Source organism: Nonomuraea montanisoli, from assembly GCF_013363975.1.
In the GTDB taxonomy this organism is placed as follows: Bacteria; Actinomycetota; Actinomycetes; order Streptosporangiales; family Streptosporangiaceae; genus Nonomuraea; species Nonomuraea montanisoli.
Map to the genome: position 1 here is coordinate 177,496 of NZ_JABWGN010000017.1, position 17,866 is coordinate 195,361.

Below are 17,866 nucleotides of genomic sequence, written 5' to 3' on the forward strand. Positions count from 1 at the left end.
TAGAGGTCGTCGATGTGTGTACCCCCGAGCACATATCGGCGACCTCTTCCATGAGACCATCTCCTCCCGGCCCGCCGGCACCCGCGTGCCGGCCGGTGAACAGCCCGTGAGGTGGGCGAAGCGGGGTGGCGGCGTCCAAGGGTTTTGGGAATCCAGGTAGCGTTCGCACTATGGCAGCGCCAACCCGAACCACGGACGCACCCTTCGGCCGCATGCTGACCGCCATGGTCACGCCCTTCACCGCCGACGGCGCGGTCGACTATGACGCCGTGCGGCGGCTCGCCGCCTATCTGGTGGACGAGCAGCGCAACGACGGCCTGATCGTGAGCGGCACGACCGGAGAGTCTCCCACCACCTCCGACGACGAGAAGCGGCGCATCCTCGCCGCCGTCCTGGAGACGGTCGGGGACCGGGCGACCGTGGTGGCCGGGGTCGGCACGAACGACACCCGTCACAGCGTCGAGCTGGCGAAGGCGGCGGCCCGTACCGGTGCGCACGGCCTGCTCGTGGTGACGCCGTACTACAGCAAGCCCCCGCAGGAGGGGCTCTACCGACACTTCATCACCGTGGCCGATTCGACGGATCTGCCTGTGATGCTCTATGACATTCCTGGACGTAGTGGTGTGCCGATCCAGACCACGACCCTGATCCGGCTCGCGCAGCACGACCGCATCGTGGCCGTGAAGGACGCCAAGGGCGACCTGTTCGCCGGCGGCCAGGTCATGACGGCGACCGATCTCGTCTACTACTCGGGCGACGACGTGCTCAACCTGCCGTGGCTGTCGGTCGGCGCGGCCGGCTTCGTCAGCGTCGTCGGCCACGTGGTCGGGGCGCACCTGGCCCGCATGATCGAGTTGTACCGCAACGGCGACGTCGCCGAGGCGCTCGCCGTGCACCGCCAGGTGGCGCCCGTGGTCGAGGGGATCATGATGAGCGCCGGTGGCGCGATCATGGCCAAGGCCGCGCTGGGCATGGTCGGCATGCCCGTGGGGCCCGTCCGGCCGCCGCTGGCCGCCGAGACGGACAAGCAGAACGCTGAGCTGCGCGCCTGCCTGGTGGCAGGTGGAGTGAAGTTGACAGATATCTGAGAACGGGGAGGAACCGGCAGTTTTGAGAACACGAGTTAACAAGGGGGCACGGGCATGAGCCATCCCCATCCGGAGCTCGGTCCCCCGCCGCCGCTGGCCGAGGGGGGCCTGCGCATCGTGGCGCTGGGCGGGCTGGGCGAGATCGGCAGGAACATGGCCGTCTTCGAGTACGAGGGCCGCCTGCTGATCGTCGACTGCGGGGTGCTCTTCCCCGAGCCGGACCAGCCGGGCGTCGACCTGATCCTGCCCGACTTCGAGTACATCAGGGACCGGCTCGACGACGTCGAGGCCGTGGTTCTGACCCACGCCCACGAAGACCACATCGGGGCGGTCCCGTACCTTCTGCGCGAGCGGCGCAACATCCCGCTCATCGGGTCCAAGCTGACCCTGGCCCTCATCGAGGCCAAGCTCACCGAGCACCGCATCCAGCCGACCAAGCTTCAGGTGGTCGAGGGGGAGCGGCACAGGTTCGGGCCGTTCGAGTGCGAGTTCTTCGCGGTCAACCACTCGATCCCGGACGCGCTGGCCGTCGCCATCCGGACGCCGGCGGGCATCGTCCTGCACACCGGCGACTTCCGGATGGACCAGCTGCCGAGCGACGGCCGGCTCACCGACCTGGGCGGGTTCGCCCGGCTCGGGGGCGAGGGCGTCGACCTGCTGATGTCCGACTCGACCAACGCCGAGGTGCCCGGGTTCGTCACCAGCGAGCGGGAGATCGGGCCGGTCATCGACGAGGTCATCCGCACCTCCGAGCAGCGGGTCATCGTCGCCAGCTTCGCCTCGCACGTCCACCGCATCCAGCAGGTCATGGACGCCGCCGCCCGGCACGGCCGCAAGGTGGCGCTCGTCGGCCGTTCGATGGTGCGCAACATGGGCGTGGCCCGCGACCTCGGCTACCTCAAGGTGCCGCAGGGGTTGATCGTCGACTCGCGCGACATCGAGGCGTGGCCGCCGGAGGACGTGGTGCTGGTCTGCACCGGCTCCCAGGGCGAGCCCATGGCCGCGCTGTCGCGGATGGCCAACCGTGATCACCCCATCCGCATCGCGGAGGGCGACACCGTGCTGCTGGCCTCGTCGCTGGTGCCCGGCAACGAGACCGCGGTCAACAAGGTGATCAACGGGCTGACCCGCTGGGGCGCCCGCGTCGTGCACAAGGGCAACGCCAAGGTGCACGTCTCCGGGCACGCCGCCGCCGGCGAGCTGCTGTACGTGCTCAACCTGACGCGTCCGTCCAACTTCATGCCCGTGCATGGGGAGTGGCGGCACCTGCGGGCCCACGCGCGGCTCGCGGAGCTCACCGGCGTGCCCGAGGACCACATCGTGATCGCCGAGGACGGCGTCGTGGTGGACCTGGTCGACGGCCGCGCCAAGATCGTCGGTGCCGTCCACGCGGGCTACGTGTACGTCGACGGCTCCTCGGTCGGTGAGATCACCGACACCTCGCTGAAGGACCGCCGGATCCTCGGCGACGAGGGGTTCATCTCGGTCGTGGTCGTGGTCGACTCGGCCACCGGGAAGCTCACCGCCGGGCCGGAGATCCACGCCCGGGGCTCGGGCATCGACCCGGCGCAGTTCCAGGAGTTCATCCCGCAGATCGAGAAGGCCCTGGAGGCCAAGGCGGCCGACGGGGTGATCGACATGCAGGAGATCAGGCGCGTGGTCAGGCGCACGGTCGGCCGCTGGGTGAGCGACACCTACCGCCGCCGCCCGATGATCATCCCTGTGGTGCTGGAGGTCTGACGCCCGCTCCGTCCGTCCGGTGACGGTCGCCCGCCCTCGATCGGGGCGGGCCGCCGGTCACCGGACCTGGAAAATTCGTTTGCCCAGCTCGGGGGGCGTGGATAGCGTCGTCCGCCGTGACACCGACTCTGCACACGAAACGCCTGCTCCTGGAGCCGTACGTCCCCGAGGACGAAGACGACTTCGTCGCCCTGTTCCAGGACGCGAGGGTCTCGCGGTACATGGGGGACGGTCCCTCCCCCGAGGCGGACGACCGGGCGCTGTTCGGGCGGATCTTCACCAAGGTCTACGCGCAGAACCTGTTCGAGGTCTGGGCCGTCCGGCGGGATGGGGAGTATGTCGGGCATGCCGAGATCAAGCCCACCGAGACCGTCGGCGGGCACGAGATCATCTACGCCCTGGCGCCGGCGGCCTGGGGGTCCGGCCTGGGCACCGAGCTGGCGGAGGCGATCGTCGCGTACGGCTTCGAGACCCTGAAGCTGACCGAGGTCTTCGCCACCGTGGCCGCCGAGAACGTGGTCTCCTCCGCCGTGCTGGCCAAGCTCGGTTTCCGGCACGTACGGGACATCGAAGAGGACGACGGCGGCACGACCCGCGTACTGGTCCGCTGAGATTTCCGGAGTGGAGATTTCTCCACCCTCCGCCCTGATCCCTGTGTGATTGTCCATGGTGTGAGCCTGCTGGCGGATGGTTGTCTGGCGGGCATGGAAACCACGACCGCCGAAGGGCGGACCATCCTGCCGGCCCGCACGGGCCATGCGGCGCGGGTGGCCGCCGGGCAGCGGATCAGCGTGATCGACCTCGACGGCGGGCAGGTCGGCGACCTGTTCGCGTTCGCCGCCGACGACCCGGGCGAGCACCTCAGCGCGGGGCACACGCGCGCCGCCACCAGCCGGCTCTTCCCGGCGGCGGGGCAGGACTTCGTCACCGACCGCCGCCGGCCGATCCTCACGCTGCTCTCCGACACCTCGCCCGGCCGGCACGACATGCTGATCCCGGCCTGCGACCCCGCCCGCTACGCGGGGCTGGGCGCGGACCCGGGTCACCCCTCCTGCGCAGGGAACCTGCACGCGGGCCTCGCCGCGCTGGGCCTCACCGCGCCCGTCACGCCGCAGCCGGTCAACGTCTTCATGCGCATCCCCGTCGAAGGGGACGAACTGCGCTGGCTGCCCGCCGTCAGCCGCCCGGGTGACGCGATCACCTTCCGGGCGCTCATGGACTGCGTGGTCGTGCTCTCCGCCTGCCCGCAGGACCTGGTGGGCATCAACGGCGGCCAGCCGACGCGCCTCGCCATCGACCTCCTGCCGGCCGACTGAGACCGCTGAGAACCGGCTGCCTGGGCGACCGGCTTTGGCGCCGGCCACTTGCCGACCGGCTTTGGGACCGGCCGCCTGGACGACCGGCCACATCGAGAAACGGAGACCTGACATGACCACCGCACACCCCGCGTCCCTTCCCGCACGGCTCGGCGGCCTCCACCTGGCCAACCGGTTCGCGGTCGCCCCGATGAGCAGGGTCTCGGCCGCCCCCGACGGCACGCCGACCGCCGAGATGGCCGACTACTACACCGCGTACGCCGAGGGTGGCTTCGGCCTGGTGATCACCGAGGGCACCTACACCGACACCCTCTACAGCCAGGGCTACCTCAACCAGCCCGGCATCGCGTCGGACGCCCACGCCGCCGCCTGGCGCGACATCACCGACCGCGTGCACGCCGCCAGGGCGCGCATCGTGCTGCAGCTCATGCACGCCGGCGCGCTGTCCCAGGGCAACCGCCACCGCGACGACACCGCGGGTCCGTCGGCGGTGCCGCCCGTGGGCGAGAAGATGTCCGAGTACGGCGGGCACGGCTCGTGGCCGACGCCGAGGGCGATGACCCAGGACGACATCGACGCCGCCGTCCGCGGCTTCGCCGACGCCGCCGTACGAGCCCGCGACGCCGGGTTCGACGGCGTCGAGATCCACGGGGCCAACGGCTACCTGCTGGACCAGTTCCTCACCACGTACACCAATACCCGCGACGACTCCTACGGCGGTCCGGTCGCCAACCGGGTGCGGCTGACCGCGGAGGTGGTCGCCGCCGTCCGCGCCGAGGTCGGCCCGGACTTCTGCGTCGGCGTACGGCTGTCGCAGGGCAAGGTCAACGACTTCGTCTACCGCTGGCCCGGCGGCGCGTACGACGCCCGGGTCATCTTCACGGCGCTCGCCGACGCCGGGGCGACGTACCTGCACATCGCCAGCGAGGGACGCGACTGGATCGAGACGGCGCGGCTGGACGACGGGACGACGATCACCGGGCTCGCCCGCCTGGCCACGGGGTTGCCCGTCATCGCGAACGGCGGCATGCACAAGCTGCCGCTGGCCGCGCAGGTGCTGCGGGACGGGCACGCCGACCTGGTGTCCGTCGCCCGGGGCGCGCTGGCGAACCCCGACCTGCCGCGACGCGTCGCCGAGGACCGGCCGGTGGAGGCGTTCGACCACATGATGCTGCAGCCCATGGCGACTCTGGCCAACGCCGGCCTCTGGCGGCAGAGCGCCGCGACCGTCACCGTCTGAGCCCGCCGTCTGAGAAGTGGCTCATTCCATGGCGTCGATGGTCAGGGCGAGGAACAGGTCCACGAGGTCCTCGACGCGTCCGACGTCCCTGCCGGTCAGCTCGGTGACGCGGGTCAGCCGGTTGCGCAGGGTGTTGACGTGGACGTGGAGGGCGGCCGCCGTGGCCGCCCACTGACCGTCATGGTCGAGGAACGCCCGAAGCGTCGGCTCCAGGTCGCTGCGGCGCTGCGCGTCGTGCGCGCGCAGCGGGGCGAGCAGGTCACGCGCGAAGGCGCTCAGCGTGGCCTGATCCACCAGGCCGAGCAGCAGCCGGTGGGTCCCCAGCTCGCGGAACCCGCGCACGGCCGGGCCGCCGGGCGTGCGGCGCAGCACCCGGCAGGCCTCGCGCGACTGGAGCAGCGGCTGCCGCAGATCGCCCGCGTGCGCGGCGACACTCCCGAGACCGGCCACGGGACGCCGCCCGGGGAACCGCCGCGCCACCCGCTCGACCAGGCGTTCCGCCAGGACGGGCAGTTCGTCCTCGGGGTGCCGCCAGGTGAGCAGGGCCACCACGTCGTTCGTGCCGCCGGCGACGACGGCGGGGACCCCCTCGTCCGCGAGGAACTCACCGATCACCTCGGCCAGGCCGTGCTCGGTGGCGGTCTTGGCCAGGTCGCGGTCGCGCTCCGCGGCGGTCTTGGCCGAGTCGTGCACCGTGACAGGCTTGGCCGGGGCGTGGTCGGTGGCGGTCTTGACCAGGCTGTGCGCCGCGGCGGCCTCGTCGGCGAAGGCCAGCGTGCAGACCGCCAGCGCTCCCGCCGGGTCCACGCCGAAAGCCTGCAGCCGGCTGGCCACCTCCGACGCCCGGCGCCCGCCGGACAGCACCATCTCCAGCAACTCGCCGGCGAAACGCATCTCGATCGCCTGTACGGCCTGCTGCCTCGCCACCTCCAGGCTGAGGAACCTGGCGGCCTGCTCCAGCGCGTCACGTTCGGCGGCGGGCAACTCGGCCAGCGGGCGCAGGCAGATGAGCGCCGCGTCGGCGTCCCCGAGCGCGCCCACGGGGAACAGCGCGGCGTGCCCGCCGCCGAGGTCCAGCTCCAGCGCAGGCGGGCGGCGGGAAAGACCCGCCGCCACGATCTGCAACTGCGCGGAGTCCAGTTCGGTGCCGGACGCCGCGAGCAGCCGGCCCATCCGGTCGACCACCGCCAGCGGCAGATCGTGGTCGCGGGTGAGCACGCGCAGAACCCCGGAAGCGCCGGCGCCGCGGGAGATGGCCGTGGCCAGGGCGTCGCCCCGGCGCACCATGCCGATCACTCCCTGCTGGCGCTCATCGGCGTACATCCCGGAGACCGCCTGCGACACCGCGGTGAACGGAATCGCCTGCGAGATCTCCAACAGCGGCAGGCCCGCCGCCCGGCACGCGGCGACGAGCGCGGGCGGGGTGCGCGGCGTCTCGGCGCGCAGCCCGTACACGATCCCGGCCGCCCTGGCGCGCTTGACGTGGGCGACGAACTCCTCCGGGCTCACCTGCTCCTGCCAGAGACCGTTGGTCAGCACCAGCTCCCTTTCCCGGAGGTACGGGGAGGGATCGGGCAGTTCGGTGTTGTGCACCCAGGTCGCGGGCTCGCGCAGGGCGCCGGGCGGACCGGGCTCCAGGATCCGCAGCTCCAGCGACCTGTTGTTGACCAGTGCGTCGAGGGTGAACATCCTTGTGAATATAGACAGTGATAGTGGATATCGCTAGAGATTCATCCACTCATGTGGTGGTGGCGCTGGCGTCGGAGGTGGCTTCACCCCTTCCTGCGTGGCGGTGGAAACGGTGTCGCTGCTGCCCGGCCACCTCCAGGCCAGGAACCTGGCGGCCTGCTCCAGCGCGTCACGTTCGGCGGCGGGCAACCCGGCCAGGGGCCGCAGGCAGATGACCGCCGCGTCGGCGTCCCCGAGCGCGCCCGCAGGGAACAGCGCGGCGTGCCCGCTTCCTGCATGGCGACGAAAGCGGCGTCACCGTTTCCCGAGCGGCGGCGGAGGGCGCGTCACCGCTCGTTGCGTGGCGGCGGAAGGGATGGCACCGCTCGTTGCGCGGCGGTAGAAGTGACTTCCCGCCTCTGCACAGCGGTAGAAGTGACTCCCCGCCTCTTGAGCGGCGGCGGAGTGGACTCGCCGCCGAGGAGACTTGGCGCAGCGCCAAGGGCCGAGCAGTCCCGGCGCCGCACCTTGGGATGACGCGTGCGGAGGAGACGCCCGTCAGACCCAGCCGTAGGCCGACCTGATGGCCGAGGCGATCTCGTTGACCAGGGTCATGTTGTTGCCGTTGGCCAGGACGGCATAGCCGGCGCCGAGCTCGGGATAGCCCTTGAACACCGACTTGAAGCCGTAGTTGGAGCCGTCGTGGGTGTAGGAGAAGTTCCTGGTCCCGGCGCCGGAGAGGAACAGGCCCCGGCCCATGGTCGGCTCGGGGCCCTTGGTGAGCAGCGTGCGGACGGAGGTCCTGGTGAGCGGGCCGGCGATGTCGCTGGTAGCGGTGTACGCCCGGTTGAGGTAGCTGACGAGGCGGCACAGGTCGAGCACCGTCGTGTACAGGCCCGCGGCGGCCGACTCCGGGTAGCGGTTGCGCATGCCGGGGATCACCGCGCCGGAGGCGGTGTGCCCGGCGGCCAGCTCGAATCCGGGTGACAGGGCGTACGAGCTGGACTTCATGCCGAGCGGCGCGAACACCTCCTTGTCCATGTACTGCGCCAGCGGCAGGCCGCTCTTCTGCTCCACCATCCGCTGCAGCAGCACGAAGCCCGCGCCGGAGTAGTGGAACTCGGCGCCCGGGTTGGTGGTGAGCTCGATCTTCGGCGAGTTGCCCTCGCCGTTCATGACCTGCAGCAGGGTCGGGACCGTCGTGTTGGGCCCGTACCCGGCGAACCCGCCGCCCGTGCCGGAGACGAAGCCGGAGCAGACGTCCGCCGGGGAGGTGGAGCCGCGCCCGATGACGCCGGCTCGATGCGAAAGCAGGCGGTCGACCGTCGGTACCGCCGTCGCTGCGACGCAGTCGCGGCGGGGCAGCGTCCAGCCCAGATGGGGACGAATGTCGGTGGTCAGGGGCAGCTTGAGCGTCTGCATCAGGCGCATGACGCCGACCGAGGCCACGGCCTTGCTGATGGAGGCGGCCTGGAAGGCGGTCTCCGGATGCGCGGCCGCGCCGCTGCCCGCCTCCAGCCAGCCGTAGCCCGTGGACCAGGCGATCTTGTTGCCGACGACCACCGCGACCGCCACGCCCGGCGTCTTCCACGCGTTCATCCGCTGCCAGATGGTCCCGCCGCCCACCGCGTTCTCGACCTGCCGCACCCGATCCGCGGGGAGCGCCGGCACCTTGCCGCGCGAGCTCACCGACCAGCCGCCGGTGGGCGAGAACGCCACGTTGTGCAGCTGCCAGCCGTCCGCGGCCAGGTCGTTCAGCTTCTCGAAGCAGGCGTCGTCGATGCCGCGCACGTGAAACTCGTCCTGCGCCACAACCGCCCACCCGCCGGCCTTGGGAAAGGCGACCCGGGTCACGCGGCGGCCGCCCTGCGTCAGGTTGCGCATCATCTGGTAGCACTCGTCGTCGATGCCCTTGGCGTAGAAGCCGCCGGTGTCGGCCACCGTCCAGCGGTTGCCACCCGCGGGCGGGAAAGCGACGTCCACCACTTGCCGGCCGGCGTCATAGCTGGCGGTGATGCGCGCGTGACACTCCTCGGGCAGTCCGCGGGCCGCCATCCCCTTGTCGCCGGTGATCACCCATGTGTCTCCACCCGCGGGAGGGAAGGCCACACAATGGATCTTCGTCCCACCCTTGATCAATCTCTCCAGCTCGGCGAAGCAGGCGTCCGGGATGCCCCGGGCGAAATAGCGGCCGTCCTGGGTGACGACGACCCAGCCGTTCGACGGCGTGAACGCCATCACGGTGATGCCGTACGGCGCCAGCTCGGCCGTCTTCGTGTGCGCCTCCGCGGGAACGCCGCCGTCGGCGAACGGGTAGCTCGCCGCCTGCGCGACCGGGCCGAACCCGGCGGTGGCCAAGCCGGCGCCTACCGCGGCGGTGCCGGTCAGAGCGAGAAAACGTCTGCGGTCCATGGGGGAAGTCTCCTCAGGGCGGGCCCCGGGGACGGGGCACCGATGATCACAATGTGCGAGTGCATCATCGCAGACCGCCGGAGGGGAGGGCTTCCGGACGGGAACGGACGGTCAGGTGAGGACGAAGCCGTGGAGCGGGAACGGAGCCTTGAGGCAGGAATGGAGGAGGGGCCGCCGCACCCGGTGAGGACGAAGCCATGGAGCAGGAACGGAGCCTTGAGGCAGCAATGGAGGCGGGGCCGCCCTGCCTGGTGAGGCAGGAGGACGGGGACGTGAGGTGGTGGGACGTAGATCCGATGCGGTGGCGCGAAGACGTATGAGGGGCTGAGGCGGTGGGCGGGACGAATGGAGAAGCGAGGCGGTGGGATGGAGATGGAGCCGGTGGCGCAGGCGACAGTGACGGGGCGAAGACAAGAGGCGGTGGGCGGGGCGATGGGGCGGGGCGATGGAGACCCGAGGCGGTGGGATGGAGATAGGAGATGGTGGGCGGGGCGATGGAGACGCGAGGCGGTGGCGGAGACGTCAGGCGGTCGGGACGATGCGGTCGGCGGGACGATGAGACGGAGGCGGTGGAATGGAGTCTTGAGGCGCTGCGGACGGCCAGGTCAGCCAGTGGGGCAGAGACGTGAGGCGTTGGGTCGCAGGCATCAGGCGGTGCGATGAAGGCATCAGGCAGTACGGCGGAAGATGTGAGGCGTTCGGGACGCAGACATCAGCCGGTGGGATGGTGACGTCAGGCGGTGCGGAGGGAGACGTCAGGCGGTGAATGTGGAGGCATCAGGCGAAAGGGGCAGACGGAGGGGGAGCGGCGCTCATCGCTAGCGTCGATCTCATCGCGCACTCGTCGCGCAAGGTGTGGCTCTATCTGGATGCCGGTGTTGAGCTGTACCTGGGGGGCAGATGTCCGGGTCGAGGCGGATTGTGGCGGACCGGGAGTAGGCGTTCCGGACTGAATGACGTCAGGTGTCTCGGTGGCGTAAGAGCCAGGTGCCCGCCAGCACCGGCACGAGTGCGTACGCCGTAAGAACGGCGATCGCCGCCGCGGGAGACAGACTCGCGCCGTACACGGAGCTCTTGAAGGGGACCCCGCTGATCTCGCGAGGCAGGGCACTGATCATCATGGAGCCGAGCCAGTCCTTCCAGGGGGAGGGAAGCTTGCCGATGATCATCGGGATGACGTACGCGAGGCCGACGAGCACGGCCACGGCGCCAGCCGTCGACCGCGTCAACGCCCCAAGGCCCAGCCCCAGCAGGGCGAACACGCAGACGGTCAGACCCGTCGCGGCCAGCGTCGGAAGTCTGTCGAGGAATGGCGTCAGATAGGTGCCGGAGAAGCGGTCGCCGATCATCTGACGGGCCAGGAAGTAGGTGCTGAAGATCGTCACGCTGCCCGTGAGCAGGCTGATGGCTCCCACGACGGCGGCCTTCGCCGCGAGCACGGGCCAGCGCTTGGGCACGACGGTCAGACTGGTCCTGATCATGCCGGTCGCGTACTCGGAGGTGACGGCCAGTACGCCGAGGATGCCCATGCAGAGCTGGGGCACGATGATCACGACCTCCTCCAGCTCCGCGATCGAGGCGGTCGCGCGCTTGGCGGCGGTCGCGTCGTCGTACATGCCGGCCGCCATCGAGGCGACCGCGACGCCGAGCAGGATGGCGGCGAGGCTGAGGAGTAGGAGGAGTCCGGTGGAGCGGACCGAGCGGATTTTCAGCCATTCGGCGCTGAGCAGGTGCATGGGAGTCGTCTCCTGGAGCATCCGGCCGTGGTTGCGAGGGCTCGACGGCCGGTGGTGGGGCCCGCAATACGCGGCGTGGGTGCAGGGAGAAGTGCGGCCTTGGTTGAGACAAACGCCGTGGTTGAAGGGGCTCTGGTGGTTGACGGAAGCGATCGCCGCGGTCCTGCGATGCGTACCGGCTCGTAGTCGAGGGGTAGTGGCGGTTTGTTGAAGGGGCTGGTGGTTGGCGGAAGCGATGTCGTTGAGGGAAAGCGCCGGGTTGTGAGGAGCTGTCGTGGTTGACGGGCGGCGATGGCTGGGACGAGCGGCGGAATGAGAGCCGTGACGGCCGGCGCGCCTCCCATGTGCTGAGGCGGCGTCATGAGGCCCGCTCCTTGAGGGGCGTCACGCCTTCCGCTTGCTGGACGTTCGTCATACGTCTCGCTTGTTGAGCATGTGCAGGCCCACCCCGAGTGCCACCGCGGCATAGGCGAGGAGGGCCAGCAGGGCGGCCCAGGGCGGAAGGATCCCGTCACCCAGCCGGCTGGAGAGGCGCTCGCCAGTGAGCTGCGGTGTGAGGTTGGGGAGCATGAAGGCCGCGATCCTGGTGTTCCAGGGCGCGGGGAGATAGTTGGCGATCCCTGGCAGTACGAACAGCAGCGAGACCACCGACACCAGCGCCGCGGCTGTGGAGCGCACGGCGGCGCCGAGACCGAGACCCACGAGCGCCAGCACGGTCACCGACAGCGCCGAGGCCAGCAGCGTCGGCACGTTCCCGGCGAACGATGACTCGTTGAAGCCCAGTCGACGCTCGCCCGCTATCAGCCTGCTCGCCGCGTACGTGGTCATGAGGATGGCGGTCGCCGCCGCGAACGTCATGACCGTGACGATCGCCGCCTTGGCGAACAGCAGGACATCGCGCCGGGGTACGACCGTGAGGCTCGTACGGATCATCCCGGTGGCGTGCTCCGCCGTGATGGCGAGCACTCCGATGACGGCCAGGCTGATCTGCACCAGGGGCAGGAATCCCTCCTCCGGGGCCGCGGCCCGGACAGAGCCGCGCTCGTCCGCCAGCCCGCTCACGTAGAGGCTCCACACCACGCCGAGCACGACCATGAGGGCGGCCGCTCCGAGCGCGTAATGGGTCGAGGCGACGGAGCGGAGCTTCAGCCGCTCCGAGGAGACCACCGCTCTCATCGCGCGGCTCCGAACTGCACGCTGCCGGCCGTGAGCGCGAGGTAGGCGTCCTCGAGGGTGGGATAGCGAGTGGTGAGCTCCTGGACCGTGGCCTCGGCGATCAGCTTGCCGCGGCCCATGATGACGATGCGGTCCGCCGTCAGGGCCATCTCACTCATGAGATGGCTGGACAGCAGGACGGTTCGGCCCTCGGCGGCCAATGAGCGCATGAGATCGCGGATCCAGCGCACGCCGTTGGGATCGAGGCCGTTGACCGGCTCGTCGAACATGAGCACGCGTGGGTCGCCCAGGAGCGCCGCCGCGATCCCGAGCCGCTGTTTCATGCCGAGGGAGAACCCGCCCACGCGTCTTCGCGCCACGCCGGTCAGGCCGACCAGATCGAGAACCTCGGCCACACGCCGCTCGCGTATGTCGTTGGTGCGGGCCAGGCAGAGCAGATGGTGATAGGCGCTACGGCCGCCGTGCACCGCGCCGGCGTCGAGCAGCGCGCCCACCTGCGCCATCGGCCTGCCCAAGGTCGTGTAGGGCCGGCCGTTGACCAGGGCCTCGCCCGAGGTGGGGGTGTCGAGGCCGAGAATCAAACGCATCGTCGTCGACTTCCCGGCTCCGTTCGGCCCGAGGAAGCCGGTCACGTGGCCGGGCTCGACGGTGAAGGACAGGTCGTCGACCGCGAGCGTGTCGCCGTAGCGCTTGGTCAGGTGGTTGAGTCGGATCATGCCGTCGAGGATGGGGTACGGCGGGTCGCCGGCACATCGGACCACGGTCCGAACCTCGATGTCAGACCCTGGGTTGACGTGCGGACGCGGGCCTGTTGGCTACCGTCTACGCGTGCACGAGCCGAACCCTCTCTTCGCCAGGCGCCTCAGCCGAGGCCAGTTGGTCATGCTCGATCTCCTGGCCGGGCTGTGCTTCTCGTTCCTGTTCCTGACGGCGCCCACGCCGATCTTCGATGTGCCATGGGTCCGGCTCGCCGTCTCGCTCGGTCTCGGACTGCCGCTCGCCCTGCGGCGCGTGTGGCCAGTGTCGGTCTTCTGCCTCGTGCTCACGGTGTCCGTGGCCGCCGTGGTGCTGGGAGTCGTGAGCATCGCGTACGTCGCCCCCGCCTACGCGTTGTACATCGTGGCGCTCGACGACGACCGGGGTGCGCTGGCGCCCACCATGGCGATCGCCGTGCTGACCTTGATCACGCTCGTGGGGCTCGTCGCGATGGGCGGATCCCCGCAGCCGGGTGCGCCCTCCTGGATTGTGCATCTCGATGTGCCGCTGCTCGGCATCGCCGCCCTGGGGGGCTCGTGGACGGTCGGGCGCGCCGTACGCGAACGCAGAATGTACGCGGCGCGCGACGCCGAGCGTCTCGCCGAGCAGAAGGTGACGGAGGAACGGCTGCGGATCGCGCGCGAACTGCACGACGTGGTCACGCACAGCGTGGGACTGATCGCGGTGAAGGCGGGCGTGGCCAACCATGTCGTACGCAGCAGGCCGGAAGAGGCGTACGACGCCTTGAAGGTGATCGAGACGGTCAGTCGCAGCGCGCTGGTCGAGATGCGCCATCTGCTTGGGATCCTCCGCTCCAAGGATGACCCGGACCGAGGGCCCCTTCCCAGGCTCACCGGGATTCGCGAGCTGGCCGAACGGGCTCGCCTGGCCGGAGTGGAGGTCGAGTTGGACCTGCGGTTCACCTCCTCGGGGCTGGAGGGCGATGCTGCGCCTGGGAGGAGGCAGCCGGCGCCGGCGGCCGGGGGTCCTGCTTCGGGAGGAGGAGGTTGGGCCTCTGATGGAGCGCCCGTGGGGCCGGGAGCAGGTAGTCCAAGTCCTGACGGGAGTCCTGTGGGGCCAGGGGGTGGGGGATCGGTTTCCGGCGGAGAGGCTGTGGGAGCAGGGGGTGGGAGTCGGGTCTCTGGCGGAGGTCCTGCGGGGCCAAGGGGTGGCGGATCAGTTTCCGGTAAAGGGCCTGTGAGAGCAGCGGGCGCGAGTCGGGCTTCTGGCGGAGGGGGTGTGGGACCAGGGGGTGGAAGTCAGGTTCCTGGCGGAGGGAGCGTGGGACCAGGAGATGGGAGTCGGGCTCCTGGCGGGAGCCTTATGGGGCCAGAGGGCGGAGGATCGGTTTCCGGTAGGGGGCCTGTGAGAGCAGCGGGCGCGAGTCGGGCTTCTGGCGGAGGGGGTGTGGGACCAGGGGGTGGAAGTCAGGTTCCTGGCGGAGGGGCCGTGGGGCCAGGAGGCGAAAGTCAGGTTCCTGGTGGGAGTTCTGAGGGACCGGAAGGAGGAAGTCCGGTTTCTGGCGGGCGTCTTGTGGGGGCTGGGGGTGGGAGTTCGGCTTCTGGTGGAGGGGCCATGGGATCAGGAGGCAGGTATCCGGCACCTCAAGGGTGGGAGGCGGTGGCGCTGGGAGAGCCGGGCGCCGAGGATTCCGTATCTGAGCCCGGCCCGACTGACGGGTGGGAGGAGAGCGGACGCCGACGACGGGGTGCGAGGGAGAGACGTCTGCCCGAAGGGGTGGAGTTGTCGACGTATCGGATCGTCCAGGAGGCGCTCACCAACGTCGCCAGGCATGCAGCGCCGGCTCGCTGCCGGGTCTCCGTGGTGGTCGGCTCCAGCGAGGTACGGATCGAGGTGACGAATGACCGGGCTGCGGGTTGTGGTGTGGCCACGGGAAACCGAGGTGTGTTCGTAGAGAGTGTGCCCACTGGTAGTAGGCCCGGCGGGTCGGGACTGGGCGGTGATGAGCCGGCGATGGAAGGGGCCGGCCATGGGCTGATCGGGATGAGGGAACGGGTGACGATGTTCGGCGGGGTCTTCGAAGCCGGGACGATCCCCGGAGGAGGATTTCGCGTGCTGGCGACCTTGCCCTACGGGAGTGCCTCGTGATCCGGGTGGTGGTGGCCGATGACCAGGCGCTGCTCAGGGGAAGTTTCAAGGTGCTGGTCGACTCGGAGCCGGACCTGACCGTTGTCGGCGAGGCCGCCACCGGGGCCGAAGCGGTGGCCGTCACTCTGGAGCAATGTCCCGACGTGGTGCTGATGGACGTCCGCATGCCGGAGATGGACGGCATCGAGGCCACCAGGCGTATCGGTGACGTCTCCCGCATCCTGATCGTGACGATGTTCGATCTCGACGCGTACGTGTACGACGCGCTCCGGGCAGGGGCGAGCGGGTTTCTGCTGAAGGACACGCCGCCTGCCGACCTGGTGACGGCCATCCGGGTGGTGGCAGGCGGTGAGGCGCTGCTGGCTCCGTCTGTGACGCGTCGGCTGATCGAGGAGTTCAGCCGTACGCCGGTCTTGGTGCGGCCGAAGGGGCTGGACGGGCTGACCGAGCGAGAACGCGATGTGCTCGTGCTCATCGCCCGAGGACTCTCGAACACAGAGATCGCCGGGCACCTGCACGTGACGTTGGCGACGGTCAAGACCCACATCACTCGCCTGCTGGCCAAACTGGAGGCCCGGGATCGTGCTCAGCTGGTCATCGCGGCGTACGAGAGTGGGCTGGTGGGGCCGGTGCGGTGACCGACTGGGGGCCGGTGCGGTGATCGGCTGAGGGCCGGTGCGGTGATCGGCTGGGGCGTCGGCATCTCTTCGGCTTGGTGCATGGCCGGACTCAGTCGATCAGGCGGAGGGCTTGGCGCATGGCTGACAGGCGGTGAGGTGATGCCAGTCCTACGTGGTACAGGTGGAACTCCGAGGCGCCCGCCTTGGCGTACGCCCTCAGGAGTTCCGCCTGGACCTCCGGGTCCGCCGGCCTGGGAGGCAGGCCGAGGACGTAGGCTCCGACGCGCTGACCTGGGCGGCACAGTTCGAGGAGCCTCGCCAGGCGGGCCGTGTCCGTGGCAGGGTCGCCCCAGCAGTTGGCCACCAGCACCTCAGCCCCCGGTTCGCCGTCGGGGAGGGCGGCGAAGGCGCCCGTGGCCCATGGGTGCGGGTTGGCGTGGATGGTGATCGGCACGTCGGGAGCCGCCTCGCGCGCTGCGGAGATGAGGGTCCGGCGGAGGGAGGCCGACAGGTCGACGCGCTGCGCGCGTACGTCGTTGGCCAGAGGGCCCAAGGCGTCCTCCACGGAGCCGAAGGGGATGTCGTGCGGCGTTCCGGGTGCGGAGCCGAAGGTGGTGTTGTGCGGCGTTCCGGGTGTGGGGCCGAAGGTGGTATTGTGCGGCGTTCCGGGTGTGGGGCCGAAGGTGGGCTCGTGTGGGTTTCCGGGCGTGGGGCCGAAGGGGGTGTCGTGCGGCGTTCCGGGTGCGGGCGGGCTCGGTGCGTCGCCGGCGGGGACGCCGTCGATCGCTGCCCTGACCCTCTCCCTCGTCCCCGTCGGGTAGCGAGAGGCGCAGGTCGAGCAGAAACAGAGTGACAGCAGGTCGCCGTCCACGCCTGTCCAGTCGGCGCCGGCCGTCTTCTCGTGGATGCTCTGGTGGCCGTACCCCATGGGGCCGCATGACTCCAGGATCAGCGCGTCCGGCCGGCCCACCTCCAGGATCTCGCGCACCAGCCGCCGGCAGTAGTCCACGACGTCGGCGGAGGACGGGCAGAGCGCATGCGGGTACCGGTCGCCGAAGGCGTTGCGCACCACCACGTCCGGGTGCTCCCGGCCCAGGACGGAGTTGTGCGTGAGCACGGTCCAGGCGTGCACCTGGAGGCCCGCGGCGCGCAGGGCGTCGCTCGCCTGGAGGTACGCGTCGGGGGTCGTCCACGACGGTGATTTGGGCACCAGGCGGCCCCAGGCGGAGGCTCGTACGGGGAGGTAGAAGGCGGCATACGGGACGTCGAGGACGCGGTGCGCGGGGTGGTGCGGTGTGGCGGCGCGGGTGGCGTGGTAGCTCGCGGCCAGCGCCACGGCCTCCACCCCGAGGGAGGCCAGCCGCTCCGGCGCCGCCGGGTCGCCGACGACGTCCCAGGGGTATACGTAGGCGACGTTCACGAGGGAGGCCGTCCTTCCGTGGGGCACGTAAAGGTTCCGCGCAAGGTGGTCGGTCTTGAGGTGTCTTCAGGGATTGCCAGTGGTCCTAGGGCGTTTGCACGTTCTGCGGGTGGTGCCGGTTGCGCCTTTCAGGTTCTGCGGGTGGTGCTGGTGGGGCTTTTCAGGTCCTGCGGGTGGTGGTGAAGGTCTTCGGGTTCCCCTGTGGTGGTCGGTGTGTTCCGGCTTTTTGGGCTCGGCTTGTTTGGGCCGTGGGGGCTGGGGTGTCTTGGGTTCGTAGGGTGGTGGTTGGTTTTGCGGGTCTGTGGGGACTTTTCGGGTTCCTGAGGTGGTGGTGGGGCTTCTTGGGGTGCGCGGGTGGCCGTCGAGATTTCGAGGGCGCCGGTGGGGTGTCTCAACAGAGTGCCGGTAGAAGGGGGCGCTTTGGGGGTCTGCCGGTGGTCGTGGCTCAAGGTCGATCCGGGCGTACCGCGAGGGTGGGGAAGGCGGAGAAAGGCGATGTTCGCGGCCATGCCCCCAGTCCTCGACGCGCGGCCATGCCCCGAGTCCTCGACGTGCCCCCAGTCCTCGACGCGCGGCCATGCCCCG

The 17,866-nt window shown here is 70.2% G+C and carries 12 protein-coding genes and 1 pseudogene; 7 read left to right on the plus strand and 6 right to left on the minus strand.

Translation table 11 applies throughout. From position 1 onward, the window contains the following. The first annotated feature begins 170 nt into the window (after window positions 1-170). From dapA to HTZ77_RS36685, 5 genes are all read left to right on the plus strand, one after another. Window positions 171-1,088, plus strand: coding sequence for a 4-hydroxy-tetrahydrodipicolinate synthase (gene dapA / locus HTZ77_RS36665; protein WP_175594336.1), 918 nt, complete (start codon window positions 171-173; stop codon window positions 1,086-1,088). Between the two features lie 54 nt (window positions 1,089-1,142). After that, a complete protein-coding gene (locus HTZ77_RS36670; RefSeq protein WP_175594337.1) occupies window positions 1,143-2,828 on the plus strand; it encodes a ribonuclease J in 1,686 nt (561 codons plus the stop codon). Between the two features lie 116 nt (window positions 2,829-2,944). Further along, window positions 2,945-3,439, plus strand: a complete 495-nt coding sequence (locus tag HTZ77_RS36675) for a GNAT family N-acetyltransferase (protein WP_175594338.1) — start codon at window positions 2,945-2,947, stop codon at window positions 3,437-3,439. Between the two features lie 93 nt (window positions 3,440-3,532). Further along, window positions 3,533-4,144 carry a DUF1989 domain-containing protein gene (locus HTZ77_RS36680; RefSeq protein WP_175594339.1) on the plus strand — a complete coding sequence of 204 codons (612 nt, stop codon included), beginning with the start codon at window positions 3,533-3,535 and terminating at the stop codon, window positions 4,142-4,144. Window positions 4,145-4,256: 112 nt separating this feature from the next. Then, complete coding sequence (locus HTZ77_RS36685; protein WP_175594340.1) at window positions 4,257-5,384, plus strand: oxidoreductase; 1,128 nt, start codon at window positions 4,257-4,259, stop codon at window positions 5,382-5,384. Window positions 5,385-5,405: 21 nt separating this feature from the next. Here HTZ77_RS36685 and HTZ77_RS36690 read toward each other — a convergent pair whose 3' ends face one another. From HTZ77_RS36690 to HTZ77_RS36710, 5 genes and pseudogenes are all read right to left on the minus strand, one after another. Then, entirely contained in the window at window positions 5,406-7,073 is a 1,668-nt protein-coding gene (locus HTZ77_RS36690; protein ID WP_175594341.1) for a PucR family transcriptional regulator, read from the minus strand. A 537-nt stretch (window positions 7,074-7,610) separates the two neighbouring features. After that, a complete protein-coding gene (locus HTZ77_RS36695; protein ID WP_175594342.1) occupies window positions 7,611-9,464 on the minus strand; it encodes a serine hydrolase domain-containing protein in 1,854 nt (617 codons plus the stop codon). Window positions 9,465-10,423: 959 nt separating this feature from the next. Beyond that, on the minus strand, window positions 10,424-11,200 hold the full coding sequence (locus tag HTZ77_RS36700) for an ABC transporter permease subunit (RefSeq protein ID WP_175594343.1): 777 nt from the start codon (window positions 11,198-11,200) through the stop codon (window positions 10,424-10,426). A 411-nt stretch (window positions 11,201-11,611) separates the two neighbouring features. Continuing rightward, window positions 11,612-12,376, minus strand: coding sequence for an ABC transporter permease (locus HTZ77_RS36705; protein ID WP_175594344.1), 765 nt, complete (start codon window positions 12,374-12,376; stop codon window positions 11,612-11,614). Window positions 12,377-12,402: 26 nt separating this feature from the next. Further along, window positions 12,403-13,092: pseudogene (locus HTZ77_RS36710) on the minus strand (ABC transporter ATP-binding protein); the annotation flags it as partial. Window positions 13,093-13,258: 166 nt separating this feature from the next. Between HTZ77_RS36710 and HTZ77_RS48880 the strand changes: the two are divergent. Together HTZ77_RS48880 and HTZ77_RS36720 are read left to right on the plus strand one after the other, a co-directional pair. Further along, on the plus strand, window positions 13,259-15,241 hold the full coding sequence (locus tag HTZ77_RS48880) for a sensor histidine kinase (RefSeq protein WP_175594346.1): 1,983 nt from the start codon (window positions 13,259-13,261) through the stop codon (window positions 15,239-15,241). Next, window positions 15,238-15,879 (plus strand): response regulator, encoded by a 642-nt coding sequence (locus HTZ77_RS36720; protein ID WP_175594347.1) that lies wholly within the window; start codon window positions 15,238-15,240, stop codon window positions 15,877-15,879. The genes HTZ77_RS48880 and HTZ77_RS36720 overlap by 4 nt, the downstream gene beginning before the upstream one ends. 91 nt (window positions 15,880-15,970) lie before the next feature. On the opposite strand, the gene HTZ77_RS36725 is transcribed toward HTZ77_RS36720, so the two are convergent. Next, a complete protein-coding gene (locus HTZ77_RS36725; RefSeq protein WP_175594348.1) occupies window positions 15,971-17,281 on the minus strand; it encodes an alpha-amylase family protein in 1,311 nt (436 codons plus the stop codon). Window positions 17,282-17,866 lie beyond the last annotated feature (585 nt).